Source organism: Rhizobacter sp. Root1221, assembly GCF_001425785.1.
Lineage (GTDB): Bacteria > Pseudomonadota > Gammaproteobacteria > Burkholderiales > Burkholderiaceae_C > Rhizobacter.
In genome coordinates this window covers 1-18,043 of the sequence record NZ_LMDI01000013.1, presented here as the reverse complement: position 1 = coordinate 18,043, position 18,043 = coordinate 1, and the positions used below count along the sequence as shown (strand labels likewise).

Here is an 18,043-nt window from a genome sequence, read left to right as displayed (position 1 = left end):
GGCTAAGTAATTGATTCACAACGAATTTCCAGCTTCCCGGCAGGACAAGATGCCGCCATTCTTGAGCACCAGGTGCACACGATGGCTTCATTTTCGCAGTTGCCAGGCGGCAAGTGGTGCGTAAGCACCCGATGGTGGCGCATCGAGCCCTTCGGCCATCAAGCGAAAAGGGACGGCGATCTCCCGATCGCCGTCCCTTCGACCCGCGTTCCGCCCGACGCTCAGATCGGGGAATTGGCCGACGGGAACTTCACGAAGGCGCTGTCGCAGTTGATGGCCGACACCGAACCTTTGCGGGAATCGACGATGCTGAACTTGTTGGCCGACGATGCGGCAAAGGGAATGGTGACCGGGCCCGGGCCGAGCGTGAGCGTCGCGTAGTCCGGCTGCGTCGGGCCACCCTTCTTGCCCGTGGAGGTGAGGAAGCTCGTCGAGTCGAAGACCACGTTGTCCAGTGCCATCGTCAGCAGGTTGGCCGTGCTGCCGTAGTTGTAGCCGCGGAAGATCACCTTGCCGGCGCCGTACTTCGCGCTGGCCAGCACATGCATGCCGCTGATGGCGATGTCGTGCACGTTGGGCGAGTTGGTGTGCTTGCCCGAGCTGTAGTACGGATCGAAGATCAGCGGCTGCTTGATGTTGCGCATGCAGATGTTCGAGTAGGTCACGTTGTTCACGTCGCCGCCCACGGTGTCGTAGGTCTTGATGCGAAGCCCGTTGACCTGCGCGTCGTCGAAACCGTCGACGCTGAGGTCGTCGACCAGCACGCTGTTCACGCCCTTGGTGGTTTCACTGCCGATCGACACGCCGTGGCCGTAGTAGAGGTGGTTGTGGGCGAGGTAGATGTTCGACGCCGCGGCATCGGCGGCCTTGATGGCGACGTGGTCGTCGCCGGTGCTGATGTACGAGTACGCGATCGTCACGTTGCTGCTCTCGACCGGGTTGATGCCGTCGGTGTTGGCGGCCGTGGCCGGCGTGAAGCAGGTGCTGGGCTTGGTGGCCGCCACCGCCGGGTCGGGCATGGTGCCGGCCGCGCATGCATAGTTGGCCACCGTGTAGGCCAGCGATGGTGTCAGCACCTTCGTCCCCCACGCCACGAACCCGTTCAGCCCGCTGACGACCACGTGCGCGTTCGGCGAGTTCTGCAACGTGACGCGATACAGCGTGAAGTTGGTGCCGCCGATGAGGTTGATCAGCCGCGGGTTGTTCTGCTTCGCGCCGGTGGCCTCAAAGAGGTTCGCGACGTCCCACCAGGTCATCTTCCCGGCCCGGGCACCCGAGGTCAGCACGCTGCCACCGCGGCCGTCGATGATGCCGTCGCCGACGACGCCGCTGTTGGCCGCGTTCTTCAACCGGATCAGCGCGTAGCAGGACTTGCCGTCGCCCGCCGCATTGCCGCAGTTGCCGCCGCCGTTGTCGAAGTCGACCGGGCTGCGCGAAGCGAACAAGGTGACCCCGCTGTCCACCCACAGCGTGACATCACTGTTCAGCACCAGCGGCCCGGACAGGAACGCGTTGGCACTGCCGCTGGTCACGAGGCGCACCGCCTTGCCGGCGCCGCACGCGTTGATCGCGGCCTGGATGCGGGCGGTGTCCGGCTGCGACTTCGAGATGTCCGAGTCCACCGAGTCCGGCAGCTTGCCACCGCTCTGGGTGAGCGTGGCGGGCACCGTCTGGCACACGTTGTTCGTCGGCAGCTTCGGCTCCAATGGAAGGGTCGGGCTGTAGCGGGTGGCCGCGAACGCGTGCGACATCGACGTGGTCAAGCCCACGACCATCGTTGCCAGCGTGACGATCTTGGTCAGGCGTCGATTGGGGGTACTGCGGAACATCTTCAAAGTCCTTCCAGGGCCAGGAGGCTGCCGGACTACTTCAGTGCCCGGCAGGGATTGCCTATTTTTCGAGCAGTGCTTGCGCGCCGTCGCGCCTAAAGTCTAATGGTCGAACTATTGTGAAGTCATGACCAATTCATGACCATCGCGTGACACAACGGCGCCTCGCCGTCAGCGCGACAGCCCGTACGCGGTGATGACGTAGTCGGACAGGTCGAACCCGAGGTCGGTGGCGATGGCCTTCAGCCGCTCCTCGATCACGGGGTCGAAGAACTCCTTCACGTCGCCGGTGCGGGTGCACACGAGGTGCCCGTGGTGGCGTTCGCCATCATTGAGTTCGTAGACGGCCTTGCTGTTGCCGAGCTGGCTCTTTTTCAGCAGGCCGGCTTCCTCGAACTGGTGCAGCACGCGGTACACGGTGGCCAGGCCCAGGTCGGCATCATCGGCCAGCACCAGGCGGTACACGTCTTCGGCCGACAGGTGGCGCCGGTCGCTGGCGCGGAAGAGTTCGAGGATCTTGACGCGGGGCGCCGTGGCCTTCAGGCCGTTGTGTTTCAGGTCGAAGGAATGTTCCATGTGCCGGGACTCTGCTGGGGATGAACGATGCGCCTCGGCGTGCCGGGCCACGTCTCGGACCCCTCTCCTGCCATCACGCCCGCATCGATCACCCCAGCATATCACCAAATGCGAATGGTTTTCATTTAATGACCTCGGGCAAACCGCTCTTCAGTGACCGCGTGATGGCCTGGCCGATGCGGGTGGCCTCGGTCGCATCGGACAGCGTCAGCACCGGCGCAGCACCGCGGCATGCGGCGGCGAAGTGCTCGATCTCCTGCCGGAAGGCGTCGCCGAAGCGCTCGAAGAAATCGCTCAGCACGCGGTGGTGCACGCCGCGCGCGTCGCGCGTCTGCAGCCGGTCGCGGTGGGCGCCCACGCCGATGGTGAGGGCCCCGGCGGTGCCGATGACCTCGGTGCTGGTTTCGTGGCCATGCGCCATCGTGCGGCTGGCGTAGAAGACCGCCCGTGCCCCGCCTTCGAATTCGACGATCGCCAGCCCGTTGTCCACGTCCCCGTGGTCGGCCAGGCGAGGGTGCAGCGCGATCGTGCCGCTGGCGAAAGCCCGCGTGGCCTTCGGGTTGCCGAGCATCCAGCGCGCCAGGTCGATGTCGTGCACGCTGCAGTCCATGAAGATGCCGCCGGAGGTGGGTGCGAAGTTGACAAAAAATCCGTCGGCATCGTTCATGTCGCACGTCTGGGACCGCACGAGGAAGGGCCGCCCGATGGCGCCGGCTTCGATGTCTGCGCGGGCCTGTGCGTAGCTCGTGTCGAAGCGGCGCACGAAGCCCACCATCGCGACGAGATCGGGGTGCTGTCGTGCCACCGCCTCGACGCGCTCGCAAGTCGCCACGTCCAGCGACAGCGGCTTCTCGATGAACACATGCTTGCCGGCCTCGAGCGCGGCGATGGCCTGCCCGGCATGCAGCGTGGTCGGGGTGACGAGCACCACCGCGTCGAGCCCGGGGTCGCGCACGAAGGTGTCGAAGTCCTCGTGCAGCGTGGCCACGCCCAGGTGCTCGCGCGCCCAGGCGAGTTCGGCTGTAACCGGGCTGCAGGCCGCGACGAGTTGCGCCCCCTGCGTGCGCCGCGCCAGCTGTTCGGCATGGCGCTTGCCGAGCCGGCCGAGGCCGGCGATGCCCACGCGCAGCGGCGCGGTCACAGCGTCACCACCTGGCCGGATTCCAGCGACCGGGCCGCCGCGTCGGCAAGCTTCTGCGCCGCCACGCCGTCTTCGATGGTGGTGCGAAAGGGTTGGCCCGACTGCAGGCAGTCGAAGAAGTGCGTGACCTCGAGGCGGTAGGCCTCTCGGTAGCGCTGCAGGAAGAAGTGCTCGGGCTTGTCGGCCCGCACGCCTTGCGCGTCCGACTGCACCACCTCGCTCGGCCGGTGGTTGCCACACTGGAGCATGCCCGCCGAACCGAGCACCTCGAAGCGCTGGTCGTAGCCGTAGGCGGCACGGCGGCTGGTGTTGATCTGGGCGAGCCGGCCGCGCCGCGTGCGGATCGTGACCACGCTGCAGTCGATGTCGGGCACCTTGGCGATCTCGGGGTCGATCAGCACCGAGCCGGTGGCATAAAGCGTGTCGGCCTCGTCACCGTCGCCGCAGAGGATCCAGCGGAACACGTCGAAGTCGTGGATCAACATGTCGCGGAAGATGCCGCCCGACCCCTTGAGGTACTGCGCCGGCGGCGCCCCCGGGTCGCGGCTGGTGACGACCAGCATCTCCGGCACGCCGATCTCGCCGCGCACCAGGCGTTCCCTGGCCTCGTTGAACGTCGGGTCGAAGCGGCGCTGGAAGCCGATCATGCAGGCGATGCCGGCGTCCTTGACGGCCTGGGCGCAGGCCTCGGCGCGCGACACCGACAGGTCGATGGGCTTCTCGCAGAAGATGTGCTTCCTCGCGGCAGCGGCGCGGCCGATCAGGTCGCTGTGGGTGTCGGTGGGCGAGGCCACCGCGATCACGTCGATGTCGGGGTCGGCGAACACCGCTTCCGGCGTCGCGACCCGCGCACCGAGTTGCGCGGCCAGCTGCGCGGCGTTTTCGCCGACGGGATCACAGACGTACTTGAGCGTGACCCCGGGCAACGCGGCCAGGTTGGCGGCGTGGATGCGGCCGATGCGGCCAGCGCCGAAGACGGCGACGTTTTTCATGGGAACTCCCTGTCGGTAGGACGGTGGATGGACGCGGCCGTCACCCGGCGAGGGCGGACGGCGCGGTGGTGGTGGTGCGGTAATCGAGTTCGAGCCGGTAGGCCAGCGCGATGAACAGGCTTTGCGCCAGCGCCATCACGTTGGTCAGCGCCCGAAAGCCGAACGTGCTGCTCTCGTGGACGAGCAACACGGCCTGGGCCTCGGCAGCCAGCGGGCTCATGCGGCTGTCGGTGATGGCGATGAGCCGTGCACCGCGCGAGGCGGCGAGCTGCGCGGCCAGCAGGGTCTCGCTGGCGTACGGTGCGAAGCTGATGGCGATGACCACGTCCTGCGCGCGCAGCCCGCGCAGTTGGCCCTCGTGCATCGCGCCGACGCCCGTGACCAGATGGACCGGCTTGTCGGTGTGCTGCAGCGCGTAGGCGAGGTACGAGGCCACCGGGAACGAGCGCCGCGCACCCACCACCCACAGTGCAGGCGCGTGCGCGAGCAGTTCGACCGCGTCGCCCAGCGTGGAGCCATGCAGGTCGCGCTGCAACTCGTGCATGCCGGCGATCGCGCCGTCAATGAACTCGCTGGCGATGTCTGCACTGGACAGGCGGCCCTGCGCCTGGTCGATCACGTCGCGGATCCGCGCCTGGTAGTTGCGGCTGGGTGCGATCTGCTGCGAGATGCCGTCGCGAAAGATTTTCTGCAGCTCGCTGTAGCCGGTGAAGCCGAAGTGCTTGGCAAAGCGCACCACGGCCGAGGGCTGCACGCCGCAGCGCGCCGCCACGTCCTGGATCTTCTCCAGGCCCAGGTGATCCCGGTGCTGTTCGACGTGCCGGGCAATCAGCTTGAGTTGCCTGCTGAGCCCGGCGTACTCCTCGGTGATGCGCGTGAGCAGCGCATCGACGGCAGAGGCGGGGCGGGATGGCGTCATGGCTCGGAACAGTGGCTTCAGGTGCTGGGAATCATAGAGGGAGCGGCCGGAAAATAGAAACTCTTTTCTAAGTGAATACACTGAAAGAATTTTGTTTTCGATCGACCTAGACTTCCTCCTGTCCTGCCGGGCATCCCGCCCGCGGACCGTCGGCAACCGCCGCCCTGCACACCTCCGGAGGCCAGAAATGTCATTCCCAAGCAAACGCGCCGCCCTCACCACCCTGGCCTTGGCTGTCTGCCTGGCCGCCGGCTCGGCCCATGCCGCGGGCCGGTACGTGCTGATCAGCCACGCGCCGGATTCGGATTCCTGGTGGAACACCATCAAGAACTCGGTCAAGCAAGCCGGCGAGGACTACGGCGTGACCGTCGACTACCGCAACCCGCCCAACGGCGACCTGGCCGACATGGCCCGCCTGATCGAGCAGGCCGCAGCGCAGGGCTACGACGGCGTCATCACGACGATTGCCGACTACAACGTGCTGCAAGGCGCGATGAAGAAGATCACCGACAAGAAGATCCCGCTGATCACCATCAATTCAGGCACGCCCGAGCAGAGCGAGAAGCTCGGCGCGCTGATGCACGTCGGCCAGCCCGAGTACGCCGCCGGCAAGGGCGCCGGCGAGCGCGCCAAGGCCGCGGGCATCAAGAGCTTCCTGTGCGTGAACCACTACGCCACGAACCCGGCCTCGTTCGAACGCTGCCGGGGCTTCGCCGATGCGATCGGTGCCGATGCGAAGACGAGCACGCTCGACGCCGGCGACGACCCGACCGGCGTCGAATCGAAGGTCAGTGCCTACCTGCGCCAGCACCCCTCCACGCAGGCCGTGCTCGCGTTGGGCCCCTCGTCGGCCCACCCGACGCTCAAGGCGCTCGAGAAAGGCGGCCAGAAGGGCAAGATCTGGTTCGCGACATTCGACCTCTCCGACGAGATCAGCCGCGGCATCAAGGACGGCTCGGTGCAGTTCGCCATCGACCAGCAGCCGTACCTGCAGGGCTACATCCCGGTGGCGGTGATGGCCACGATGAAGGCCATGAAAACCACCGACCTGGCCAAAGTGGCCGAGGCCGTCAAGGCCAACCCCGCGACCGTCAAGCGCTTCGAGGAGTACGGGCTCGCGCCGGCCTATGGACCCCGCCACATCGGCTCGGGCCCGGGCTTCGTCACCCGCGAGACGCTGCCCAAGGTCGAGAAGTACGCGGGCCAGTACCGCTGAGCAGGACCGGGCTGCGCCCGGACCGGCCCCGCCCTTCCCTGCCCGCCACCGCGGGCCGGGTGCGCCACTTCGTTTCCAGAGACTGCGATGCGTACAACGATGCCCACTCCCACCACTCCGATCTCCAGCCCGCCCGCGGCGGCGGATGAGCGCCTGCGCCAGACCGGCCGCGTGCGCAAGCTGCTGGCCCGGCCCGAGTTCGGTGCGCTGTCGGGCACCGTGCTGGTGTTCGTGCTGTTCGGCCTCAGTGCGGGCGGCTCGGGCATGTTCAGCGCCGAGGGGGTGATCAACTGGGGCACCGTCGCGGCGTTCCTCGGCATCATCGCCGTTGGCGCGGCCTTGCTGATGATTGCAGGCGAGTTCGACCTCTCCATCGGCTCGATGATCGGTTTCGCGGGGATGATGATGGCGATCCCCTGCCTGTACTGGGGCTGGCCGGTGTGGCTCGCCGTGCTGTTCGCCTTCGCCACCGCCATGCTGCTCGGGGCGGTCAACGGCTGGCTGGTCATCAAGACCGGGCTGCCGAGCTTCATTGTCACCCTTGCCTTCTACTTCATCCTGCGCGGCCTGAGCCTGGCGATCTCGGTGCTGATGACCGGCAAGACCATCCTGTCGAGCAACGCAGACGCCGTGCTGCGCGACTTGATCGTCGCCGACCCGGTGGTGCAGATGCTGTTCCAGGGCCACGTGCTGACCGGACTGTTCGACGCGCTGGCCAGCGCCGGCTGGATGGCAGCCCGCGACAACGGCACCGCGCTGGCGATCGGCGTGCCCAAGGTGATGGTCTGGTGGGTGCTGCTGACCGGCGTGGGTGCCTTCATGCTGTCCCGCACCCGCCTGGGCAACTGGGTGCTGGCCGTCGGCGGCGACCCGCACGCGGCCAAGAACGTCGGCATCCCGGTGGCCCGCGTGAAGATCGGCCTGTTCGTCCTGATGGCCTTCTGCGCCACGCTGTTCGCCGTGCTGCAAGTGGCCGATGCGGGCTCCGCCGCCGCCGACCGCGGCCTGCAAAAGGAGTTCGAGGCCATCATCGCCGCGGTCATCGGCGGCTGCCTGCTGACCGGCGGTTTCGGCTCGGTGATCGGGGCCGCGCTGGGTGCGCTGATCTTCGGCGTCGTCCAGATCGGCATCGGCTACACGAGCATCGACAACAACTGGTACCGGGTCTTCCTTGGCGGCATGCTGCTGGCGGCGGTGCTGTTCAACAACTACATCCGCAAGCGTGTGACGCTGGGCCGGGTGTGACGCGGGATACGACCATGACCACCGACTACATCCTGCAGCTCGAGAACGTCAGCAAGTTCTTCGGCCCGGTGATCGCGCTCAACGGCGTCACCCTGCGCCTGCGGCGCGGCGAGGTGCACTGCCTGCTGGGCGACAACGGCGCCGGCAAGAGCACGCTGATCAAGACCCTGGCGGGCGTCTACGCACCCGACAAGGGACAGTACCTCGTCAATGGCCAGCCGGTTCACCTGCGCTCGCCGCGCGAGGCGCTGGATGCCGGCATCGCCACGGTCTACCAGGACCTCGCCCTGGTGCCGCTGATGAGCGTGTCCCGCAACTTCTTCATGGGCCGCGAGCCGCGCCGCAAGCTGCTCGGGTTCCTGCCGGTGATGGACCACGAGCTGGCGGCCACCACCGCGATGGCCAAGCTGGCCGAGATGGGCATCCGCGTGCGGGACGCGGACCAGATGGTCGGCAACATGTCCGGCGGCGAAAAGCAGTGCCTGGCCATCGCCCGCGCGATCCACTTCGGCGCGAGCGTGCTCATCCTGGACGAGCCCACTGCCGCGCTCGGGGTCAAGCAGAGTGTCAACGTGCTCAAGCTCATCCACCGGGCCCGCGACCGCGGCATCTCGATCATCTTCATCACCCACAACGTGAACCACGCCTACCCGGTGGGCGACAGCTTCACGCTGCTGAACCGCGGCAAGTCGATGGGCACCTTCGCCAAGGCCGACATCAGCAAGGAGGCGGTGCTCGACATGATGGCCGGAGGCGCCGAGATGAAGGAAATGATGAGCGACCTGGAAGGAGTGACCATCTGATGGACGGACTGAACTTCCCCACAGGCCGCGACCACGACCTGGCCTGCCTCGGCCGCCTGGCGGTGGACCTCTATGCCGAGCAAGTCGGCTGCCCGCTCGAGGACGCCTCGAGTTTCGCGAAGTACCTCGGCGGCAGCTCCGCCAACATCGCGTTCGGTGCGGCCAGGCTGGGCCTGCGCAGCGCCATGATCTCCCGCGTGGGCAATGAGCAGATGGGCCGGTTCCTCGTGCGCACGCTGCAGCGCGAGGGCTGCGACACCTCGATGGTGCAAGTGGATCCCGAGCGCCTGACCGCGCTGGTGCTGCTCGGGCTGAAAGACCGGGACACGTTTCCCCTGCTCTTCTACCGCGAGAACTGCGCCGACATGGCCATCGACGCCGAGGCGATCCGCGAAGACTTCATCGCGGGGTGCCGCGCCTTGCTGATCACCGGCACGCACCTGTCCCGGCCCGGGGTGCGCGCGGCGTCGGCCACGGCACTGGGTTTTGCCGCCAGGCACGGCACGGTGCGGGTGCTCGACATCGACTATCGCCCCGTGCTGTGGGGCCTCACCCAGCCCGGCGAGGGCGAGCGCCGCTTTGTCGCCGACGAGGGGGTCACCGCCAGCCTGCAGGAAATGCTGCCGCAGTTCGACCTCGTGATCGGCACCGAGGAGGAGTTCGTGATCGCCGGGGGCGTGCCGGGCGACCTGCTCGCCTCGCTGCACCGGGTGCGCGCGGTCACGGCGGCGGCCCTCGTCGTCAAGCGCGGCCCGCTCGGCTGCAGCTTCGTGCCGGGAACCGTGCCGGCACACATCGACGCCGCCATCACGGTGCAGGGGGAACAGGTCGAGGTCCTGAACGTGCTCGGCGCCGGCGACGCCTTTGCCGCCGGGCTGCTGACCGGCCTGCTCAACGGCCAGGACTTCCTCGAGGCGGCACGCCTGGCGAACGCCTGCGGCGCGATCGTCGTCTCGCGCCATGCCTGCGCGCCGGCGATGCCCACGCCAGCGGAGCTGGCGCACTGGTTCAGCGGCTCGCGTCACCCGAAGGTCGATGCCGACGCCCAGCTCGCCCACCTGCACCGCACCACCGCGGCGCGCCAAGCGTGGACGGAAGTCAACGTGATGGCGTTCGACCACCGCAGCCAGTTCTTCGACATGGCCCGCGAGGCCGGCGCGAGTGTCACGCGGCTGCCGGTGCTGAAAGCGCTGCTGGTCCGCGCCGCGGAGCAGGTCGAGCAAAGCCGCTCGCTGGCCGGCCGGCTGGGCGTGCTGATCGACAGCGTCTACGGGGAGCCGGCGTTGCACCAGGCCACGGGCCGCGGCTGGTGGGTGGGTCGCCCGATCGAGCTGCCCGGTTCGCGGCCCCTGCGTTTCGACGGCACGCACACGATCGGCTCGGCGCTGGCGCACTGGCCCCGCGAGCAGGTCGTCAAGTGCCTGGTGCACTACCACCCCGACGACCCGGTGGACCTGCGCCTCGACCAGGAGGCCCGCCTGCTCGAGCTGTGGGAAGCCACCCGCCAGAGCGGCCACGAGTTGCTGCTCGAGTTGATTCCGCCGCACAACGTCACCGCCGCCGGGACGGCCGACACCGCGGTGCTGCGCGCCGTCAAGCGCCTCTACAACCTCGGCTTCAAGCCCGAGTGGTGGAAGCTCGCACCGATGGCCAGCGCCGCCTGGGAAACGCTTGCACAGCTGATCGCCGAGCGCGACCCCACATGCCGCGGTGTCGTGATCCTCGGGCTGAACCAGCCGCTGGCAACGCTGGCCGCCGGCTTCGCCCAAGCCACCCATCCGATCGTCAAGGGCTTCATGGTCGGCCGTACGCTGTGGGCCGCACCGAGCCTGCGCTGGCTGAAAGGCGAGATCGACGACAACGCCTTCGTCGCTGAAACAGCCGGCAACTTCGCCGCGCTGGTGGACGCATGGCGCGCCAGCCGCAAACCCCACCAGGAGGCCGCTTGAAAACCGAACGCATCACGATGACCCAGGCGCTCGTGCGCCACCTCGCCGCGCTGCGCGTGGAACTCGACGACGGCACGCTGCTGCCCTACTGCGGCGGCGTCTGGTCCATCTTCGGCCACGGCAACGTGGCCGGACTCGGCGAGGCGCTGTGGGCGGAACGCCGTTCGCTGGCCACCCACCGCGCGCACAACGAGCAAGGCATGGCGCATGCCGCCATCGCCTACGCCAAGGCAAATTTCCGCCGGCGCATCATGGCCGTGACCAGTTCCATCGGCCCGGGCGCCACCAACCTGGTGACGGCCGCCGCGCTGGCCCACGTGAACCGCCTGCCCGTGCTGCTGCTGCCCGGCGACACCTTCGCCTCGCGTGCCCCCGACCCGGTCCTGCAACAGCTGGAAGACTTCCATCACGGCGACCTGTCGGCGAACGACGCACTGCGTCCCGTCACGCGCTACTTCGACCGCCTCATGCGCCCCGAGCAGGTGCTCACCGCGCTGCCTCGGGCGATCCAGGTGATGACCGACCCGGCCCTCTGCGGCCCCGTGTGCCTGGCCCTGCCCCAGGACGTGCAGACGCAGGCCTTCGACTGCCCGCTGGATTTCCTGCACCCCGCGCCGATCCGCCTGCGCCGGCCGGAACCCGATGCCGGCGAGCTGGCGCACGCCATCGCCGCCTTGCGCGCCGCGCGCCGCCCCGTGATCGTCGCCGGCGGCGGGGTGCTCTACAGCGGTGCCAGCGAGGCGCTGGCCGCGCTCGCGCTGCAATGCGGCATCCCCGTCGCCGAAACGCAAGCGGGCAAGAGCAGCCTGGCCTGGGACCACCCGATGAACCTCGGCGCGGTGGGCGTCACGGGTTCGCCCGCGGCCAACGAACTGGCCCGCGAGGCCGACCTGGTGCTGGCGGTGGGCTCGCGGTTGCAGGACTTCACGACCGGCTCGCACACCCTGTTCACCGGCGCGAAACTGCTGAGCCTGAACGTGCAGGCCTTCGACGCCGCCAAGTGGCATGGCCAGTCGCTCGTCTGTGATGCGCGTGTCGGCCTCACCCGCCTGGCCGCCGAGACCCGCGGCTGGGCGGCCGATCCGGCCTGGACCGATCGCGCGCGGGCCGCCGCGGCAACGTGGAACGCCCGTGTGACCGAGCTGACCCTCGCCGCGCCAACCGGCGCGGCGCCCTATGACGCCGAGGTGATCGGCGCGGTGCGCGACTCGGCACCCGATTCACCGCAACGCGACATCGCCGTGTGTGCCGCCGGTACGCTGCCGGCCGAGCTGCACAAGCTCTGGCGTGCGGCGCGCCCTGGCGGCTACCACGTCGAGTACGGCTACTCCTGCATGGGCTACGAGATCGCCGGGGGGCTGGGCGTCAAGATGGCGTGCCCCGGCGCCGAAGTGATCGTGATGGTCGGCGACGGCTCGTACCTGATGATGAACTCGGAGATCGCCACCTCGGTGATGCTCGGCCACAAGCTCATCGTCGTGGTGCTTGACAACCGCGGCTACGGCTGCATCCAGCGGCTGCAGACCGCCACCGGCGGCGCGCACTTCAACAACCTGCTGCAAGACTGCGTGCCCGAGGGCGGCCACGACGTGCGCATCGATTTCGCCGCGCACGCCGCAAGCCTGGGCGCCGAGTCCGTGCACGTGGACGGCATTCCCGCGCTGAAGGCCGCGATGCAGCGCGCGCGCGCGGCCACGCGCACGCAGGTCATCGTGATCGACACCACCCACACCCGCACCACCGACGACGGCGGGTGCTGGTGGGAAGTCGCGGTGCCGGAAATCTCGCAGCGCCCTGAAGTGAACGACGCCCATGCCCTCTACCGGGCTGGCAAGCAAACCCAACGTCTCTGAGAAAGAACTCACCATGACCTGGAACGTACGCATCGGCATCAACCCGATTTCCTGGAGCAACGACGACTTGCCCGCCCTCGGCGGCGAAACGCCGCTGGAGACCGCCCTCGCGGAGGGCTCGCAGATCGGGTACGAGGGATTCGAGCTCGGCAACAAATTCCCCACGGACCCCGAAGCATTGGCCGCCAAGCTGGCCGGGTACGGCGTGGCCTGCATCAGCGGCTGGTACTCGGGCCACCTGGCCGAAGGCTCGGTCGACGACGAGATCGTCCGCTGCGCCCCCCACATGGAGAAGCTGCGCCACAACGGCTGCCGGGTGGTCGTCTACGGCGAGGTGGCCGGCTCGATCCAGGGCCGGATCGACACGCCGCTGGCCCGGCGCCCGCGCTTCACCACCGACGCCCAGTGGCAGGGCTATGCCCAACGGCTGAACGCCTTCGGCGAACACCTGGGAGCCGCCTACGGCATCACGCTGGCTTACCACCACCACATGGGCGCCTGGGTCGAGACCCCGGACGACATCGACCGCCTGATGGCCGAGACCGACCCTCGCCACGTGGGGCTGCTGTTCGACACCGGCCACGCGTTCTATGGCGGCGCCGTCGACCCGGTGGCGCACCTGTTGCGGCACGTCGATCGCGTCGTGCACGTGCACTGCAAGGACGTGCGGCCGCAGGTGATCGCGATGGCGCGCAACGAAGGCTGGAGCTTCCTGACCGGCGTGATCAACGGCACCTTCACCGTGCCGGGCGACGGCGTGATCGACTTCGACGCCGTGCTGGCCACGCTGCACGCCGCCGGCTACGAAGGCTGGCTGGTCGTTGAAGCCGAGCAGGACCCGGCGGTCGCGCCCAGCTACGCCTACGCGAAAAAGGGCTACGACACGCTGCGCCGCATCGTCGACCGGCTCGACGCACCCGTGGCGGAGCCCGCGTGATGGTCAGCCCGCTGCTGGTCAAGGCACGGCACGACGGCCGCGACATCGTCGAGGTGACGCCCGAGCGCGCCGGCTGGACACACGTGGGGTTTCGCGCACTGCGCCTGGCCGATGGTGAGCGCGAGTCGCTCGACACCGGCACGCGCGAACTGTGCCTGGTGGTGCTGGCCGGCACCGTGGACGTGACGGTCGATGGTGTCACGCACGAATCGCTGGGCAACCGCGCGAGCGTCTTCGAACCCAAGTCGCCGGCCGCGGTGTACGTGCCAGCGGGACGCCAGGTGGAAGTGCGCTCGCGCGGGCGCTCCGAGGTGGCACTGTGCACTGCCCCGGGTGGCGAGGCGCCACGCGAGGTGCGCGTGATCGACCCGGCAACGATGCGCCGCAGCGTGCGCGGCAAAGGCAGCAACACCCGCCACATCTGCGACATCCTGCCGCACGACGACCCCACCGCGGCCCACCTGCTGGTGGTGGAAGTGCTGACGCCAGCGGGGCACTCTTCCAGCTACCCGCCCCACAAGCACGACGTCGAATCGCCACCTGCCGAGACGCAGCTGGAGGAAACCTACTATCACCGCCTCGACCCGCCGCAGGGCTTTGCCTTCCAGCGCGTCTACACCGACGACCGCAGCCTCGACGAGGCCTGCGCCGTGGAGGACCACGACGTGGTCATGGTGCCGCGCGGGTACCACCCGGTGGTCGCGCCACACGGCTACGACCTGTACTACCTCAACGTGATGGCCGGGCCCCACCGGTTCTGGGTCTTCCGCAACGACCCCGCGCACGAGTGGATGCTCAAGGGCTGAGGCGCGAGTGACAAGGGCCGGCCTGTCGAGGGCCGGTTCGCGCGATCAGCGCACGGCCGATGCCGGGCGCACGCGCCACTGCACGGAGAGGCTCATGCTGTCACCCAGGCGCAGCGTCTGCAGGCCGGGACGACCCGGCAGGTGAAACGCATCGATCGGGTGCGTGATGGGCTCGAAACAGAAGGCTTCGCCCTGGGGCGGCCGGTACAGCAGGCAGTAGCCGTCGATGCAAAGCTGCTGCAGCGACAACACGTTCACCGACATCTCGAGGCCGTGTTCGGGCCATTCGATCAACGCGTCGCCCGGCCAGCCGGTGTACCCGTTGTCGACCAGCGTGCCGTTCACGTCGGCCTGGCGCCGCAAGTCCCACGTGTCAGGGAATTCGGAGCTGTGGCGCGTGGGCAGGGGATCGGCGCCGCTCAGCCACACGCCCTGCACCGGCGCCGTCAACCGGCAACCGGCCGTGCGCGGGAACCACGGGTGCAGGCCGAGCCCGTACGGCATCGTCTTGGCCCCGAGGTGGGTCACCTGGACCGTCTGGTCGAGCCCGCCATCCACGAGCGTGAACGTCTGCACCGCGTGGTACTCGTACGGGTTGCCGCCGTGGCCACGCGATTCGAGTGACATCTCGATCGTGTCCGGCCGGCGCTGGTTGTACGTCCACTGCTGCAGCCAGCCGTCGCCGTGGATCGGGTACGGCTCGCCGACGCGGTTCGGCGCCATCGGGTAGAACCGGCCGTTGTGCTCGAAGCCGCCACCGCTGATGCGGTTGGACCAGGGCACCATCGCGAACGACGCGAGCTTGTACATGTCTTCCGTCTGGCCGTCCCACGGCCGCCACAGGTCGAGCGGCCCCTCGGGCCGGTCGAGTTGCCACGCGGCCACGCCGCCACCGAGCGTGGGCAGCAGGCCCAGGCGCTGGCCGGCGTGGTGCAGCCAGACAACTTCATGGCGAGGCGAGGAGGTGGCAGGCATGGCAGGTGGGCTCCAGGAACGTCAACCGGCGAATCGGTGGGGCGCCTGCCCCGGACTGTCCACCTCGACGGCGAACAACGAGCCGGCCAGCGGCTGCGCGGCCAGTTGGTCGGCGGACAATTCGTACTGCGCACTGGTGATGAACAGCGTGCGGAAGTCAGGCCCGCCAAACGCCACGTTCGTGATGTGCGCCGTGGGCAGCTCCACGCGGGCCAGTTCCTCGCCCGTCACCGGGTCGTGGCACGTGACACACGCACCGCCCCAGTGGCAGATCCACAGGCGGCCGGCGGCGTCGGTGGTCATGCCGTCGGGATACCCTTCTCCCGGGGCGAGCTTCAGCCACGGGCGCTTGTTCGACAGCGTGCCGGTGGCCGGGTCCAGGTCGAACGCGTTGACCTGCTGGTGCACCGTGTCGTTGAAGTACATCGTGCGCCCGTCGGCCGACCACGTGGGGCCGTTCGTCACCACGTAGCCGTCGTCCATGCGCTCGCACCGGCCGCCGGCCTCGTAGCGGTACAGGGCGCCGGTGGGATGCGTGGCGCCGAAGTCCATGGTGCCGCCCCAGAAGCGGCCCTGCGCATCGCACTTGCCGTCGTTGAAACGGTTCCCGGTGCGCTCGGGCTCGGGGTTGTGCAAGCGCTCCACCGCGCCGGTGGCGGGGTCGAAGTAGGCAAAACCGCTGCGCAACGTGACGATCAGGCCCGGCGCGCTGGTGCGTTCGGCCACGGCCGAGATCTCCTCGTCGAACTGCCACCGGGCCTGGGCGCCGGAGTCGAGGTGGTACCGGTACAGCGTGCGGCCGAGGATGTCGACCCAGTACAGCGACTGCTCACGCGGCGACCACATCGTGCCTTCGCCCAGCATGGCCTTGGCAGGCCACACGCAACGGACAGGGCTCAAGAGCTTCGGAGAGGAGAGTTCGGACTTCAATGGGATTCCCTGGGCACTTCGGCCCCACTGCCACCCACCAGGAAGTCCAGGTCGGCGCCCAGGTGGGCCTGTTGAACGTGTTCGACGTAGAGCTTGTACCAGCCGCGCTTGGGCACCTCGGGTGCCACCCACAGGGCCCGATTCCCTGGGCACTTCGGCCCCACTGCCACCCACCAGGAAGTCCAGGTCGGCGCCCAGGTGGGCCTGTTGAACGTGTTCGACGTAGAGCTTGTACCAGCCGCGCTTGGGCACCTCGGGTGCCACCCAYAGGGCCCGGCGGCGGGCGAATTCCTCTTCGCTCACYTCGACGTGCAGGCGGCGGCCYGCCACGTCGAGYTCGATCATGTCGCCATCCTTCACCAGCGCGAGCGGCCCGCCCGCGGCCGCCTCGGGCGACGTGTGCAGCACCACCGTGCCATACGCCGTGCCGCTCATGCGTGCATCCGAGATGCGCACCATGTCGGTGATGCCCTTTTGCAGCACCTTCGGCGGCAGCGGCATGTTTCCCACCTCAGCCATGCCGGGGTAGCCCTTCGGGCCGCARTTCTTCAGCACCAGCACGCARTGTTCGTCCACGTCCAGGTCCGGGTCGTCGATGCGCGCGCGGAAGTCCTCGGTGTTCTCGAACACCACTGCGCGGCCGCGGTGCTGCAGCAGGTGCGCCGACGCGGCCGACGGCTTGATCACCGCCCCGTTCGGCGCCAGGTTGCCCTTGAGCACCGCGATGCCGGCCGACGGCATGAACGGTTCTTCCGGCGTCTGGATCACCTCGCGGTTGTAGTTCGGCGCGTCCTTGATGTTCTCGCCGATCGTGTGGCCGTTGACCGTCCTGGCATCCAGGTGCAGCAGCGGCTGGATGTCGCGCATCACCGCGGGCAGGCCCCCGGCGTAGTAGAARTCTTCCATCAGGTACTTGCCCGACGGCTGCAGGTTCAGCAGGCACGGCACCTCGGCGCCCAGGCGGTCCCAGTCCTCCAGCGTGAGCTTCACGCCGATGCGCCCGGCAATGGCCAGCAGGTGGATCACCGCGTTGGTGGACCCGCCGATGGCCGCGTTCGTGCGGATCGCGTTCTCGAACGCCTCGCGCGTGAGGATCTGCGACATCTTCAGGTCTTCGTTGACCATCTCGACGATGCGCCGGCCRGTCAGCTGCGCCAGCCGGTTGCGGCGCGTGTCAGCCGCGGGAATGGCCGCGTTCTCGGGCAACGACATGCCCAGCGCCTCGACCATGCTGGCCATCGTGGACGCCGTGCCCATCGTCATGCARCTGCCCTTGGAGCGRTGCATGCACGACTCGGCCGCCGTGAACTCGTCCATCGTCATCTCGCCGGCCCGCACCATCTCCGACATCTGCCAGACGCCGGTGCCCGAACCGATGTCCTTGCCGCGGAACTTGCCATTGAGCATCGGCCCGCCCGACAGCCCGATGGTGGGCAGGTCGCAGCTCGCTGCACCCATCATCAGCGACGGGGTGGTCTTGTCGCAGCCCATCAGCAGCACCACGCCGTCGATCGGGTTGCCACGGATCGATTCCTCGACRTCCATGCTCGCCAGGTTGCGGAACAGCATCGCCGTGGGRCGCAGCTGCGTCTCGCCGAGCGACATCACCGGGAACTCGAGCGGGAAACCACCCGCCTCGTAGACACCGCGCTTGACGAACTCCGCCAGCTCGCGGAAGTGCCCGTTGCACGGAGTCAGCTCGCTCCACGTGTTGCAGATGCCGATCACCGGGCGGCCGTCGAACTCGTCGTGCGGGTACCCCTGGTTCTTGATCCAGCTGCGGTGCATGAACCCATCGCGCGGGCGGCCGTCGAACTCGTCGTGCGGGTACCCCTGGTTCTTGATCCAGCTGCGGTGCATGAACCCATCGCG

At 68.4% G+C, this 18,043-nt stretch carries 14 protein-coding genes and 1 pseudogene; 7 read left to right on the top strand and 8 right to left on the bottom strand.

The window, feature by feature from the left end:
- Positions 1–221 precede the first annotated feature (221 nt).
- From ASC87_RS11655 to ASC87_RS11635, 5 genes are all read right to left on the bottom strand, one after another.
- A complete protein-coding gene (locus tag ASC87_RS11655; protein WP_235582148.1) occupies positions 222–1,829 on the bottom strand; it encodes a glycoside hydrolase family 28 protein in 1,608 nt (535 codons plus the stop codon).
- A gap of 171 nt (positions 1,830–2,000) precedes the next feature.
- On the bottom strand, positions 2,001–2,405 hold the full coding sequence (locus ASC87_RS11650; protein ID WP_056661338.1) for a Fur family transcriptional regulator: 405 nt from the start codon (positions 2,403–2,405) through the stop codon (positions 2,001–2,003).
- A gap of 121 nt (positions 2,406–2,526) precedes the next feature.
- Positions 2,527–3,546, bottom strand: coding sequence for a Gfo/Idh/MocA family oxidoreductase (locus tag ASC87_RS11645; RefSeq protein ID WP_056661335.1), 1,020 nt, complete (start codon positions 3,544–3,546; stop codon positions 2,527–2,529).
- Positions 3,543–4,538, bottom strand: a complete 996-nt coding sequence (gene iolG, locus ASC87_RS11640) for an inositol 2-dehydrogenase (RefSeq protein WP_056661333.1) — start codon at positions 4,536–4,538, stop codon at positions 3,543–3,545. The genes ASC87_RS11645 and iolG overlap by 4 nt, the downstream gene beginning before the upstream one ends.
- Before the next feature lie 40 nt (positions 4,539–4,578).
- Complete coding sequence (locus ASC87_RS11635) at positions 4,579–5,457, bottom strand: MurR/RpiR family transcriptional regulator (protein ID WP_056661330.1); 879 nt, start codon at positions 5,455–5,457, stop codon at positions 4,579–4,581.
- A gap of 187 nt (positions 5,458–5,644) precedes the next feature.
- On the opposite strand from ASC87_RS11635, the gene ASC87_RS11630 reads away from it, so the two are divergent.
- From ASC87_RS11630 to iolB, 7 genes are all read left to right on the top strand, one after another.
- Entirely contained in the window at positions 5,645–6,673 is a 1,029-nt protein-coding gene (locus ASC87_RS11630) for a sugar ABC transporter substrate-binding protein (protein WP_056661326.1), read from the top strand.
- A 99-nt stretch (positions 6,674–6,772) separates the two neighbouring features.
- Positions 6,773–7,918: an ABC transporter permease gene (locus tag ASC87_RS11625; RefSeq protein ID WP_157603975.1), complete on the top strand. Its 1,146-nt coding sequence runs from the start codon at positions 6,773–6,775 to the stop codon at positions 7,916–7,918.
- A 14-nt stretch (positions 7,919–7,932) separates the two neighbouring features.
- Positions 7,933–8,721, top strand: coding sequence for an ATP-binding cassette domain-containing protein (locus tag ASC87_RS11620; protein ID WP_056661319.1), 789 nt, complete (start codon positions 7,933–7,935; stop codon positions 8,719–8,721).
- Complete coding sequence (iolC, locus tag ASC87_RS11615; protein WP_056661316.1) at positions 8,721–10,670, top strand: 5-dehydro-2-deoxygluconokinase; 1,950 nt, start codon at positions 8,721–8,723, stop codon at positions 10,668–10,670. The genes ASC87_RS11620 and iolC overlap by 1 nt, the downstream gene beginning before the upstream one ends.
- On the top strand, positions 10,631–12,523 hold the full coding sequence (gene iolD, locus ASC87_RS11610; RefSeq protein ID WP_056661313.1) for a 3D-(3,5/4)-trihydroxycyclohexane-1,2-dione acylhydrolase (decyclizing): 1,893 nt from the start codon (positions 10,631–10,633) through the stop codon (positions 12,521–12,523). The genes iolC and iolD overlap by 40 nt, the downstream gene beginning before the upstream one ends.
- A gap of 13 nt (positions 12,524–12,536) precedes the next feature.
- Positions 12,537–13,460 (top strand): myo-inosose-2 dehydratase, encoded by a 924-nt coding sequence (gene iolE, locus ASC87_RS11605; protein ID WP_056661310.1) that lies wholly within the window; start codon positions 12,537–12,539, stop codon positions 13,458–13,460.
- Complete coding sequence (iolB, locus tag ASC87_RS11600) at positions 13,457–14,266, top strand: 5-deoxy-glucuronate isomerase (protein ID WP_056661307.1); 810 nt, start codon at positions 13,457–13,459, stop codon at positions 14,264–14,266. Before iolE ends, iolB begins: the two co-directional genes overlap by 4 nt.
- Before the next feature lie 45 nt (positions 14,267–14,311).
- Here the strand turns inward: iolB and ASC87_RS11595 are convergent, their stop codons facing one another.
- The 3 genes and pseudogenes from ASC87_RS11595 to ASC87_RS33180 all read right to left on the bottom strand — a co-directional run.
- A complete protein-coding gene (locus ASC87_RS11595) occupies positions 14,312–15,241 on the bottom strand; it encodes an aldose 1-epimerase (RefSeq protein WP_056661304.1) in 930 nt (309 codons plus the stop codon).
- A 21-nt stretch (positions 15,242–15,262) separates the two neighbouring features.
- On the bottom strand, positions 15,263–16,105 hold the full coding sequence (locus ASC87_RS33185) for an SMP-30/gluconolactonase/LRE family protein (RefSeq protein ID WP_255358926.1): 843 nt from the start codon (positions 16,103–16,105) through the stop codon (positions 15,263–15,265).
- A gap of 204 nt (positions 16,106–16,309) precedes the next feature.
- Positions 16,310–18,031: pseudogene (locus ASC87_RS33180) on the bottom strand (IlvD/Edd family dehydratase); the annotation flags it as partial.
- Positions 18,032–18,043: the final 12 nt, after the last annotated feature.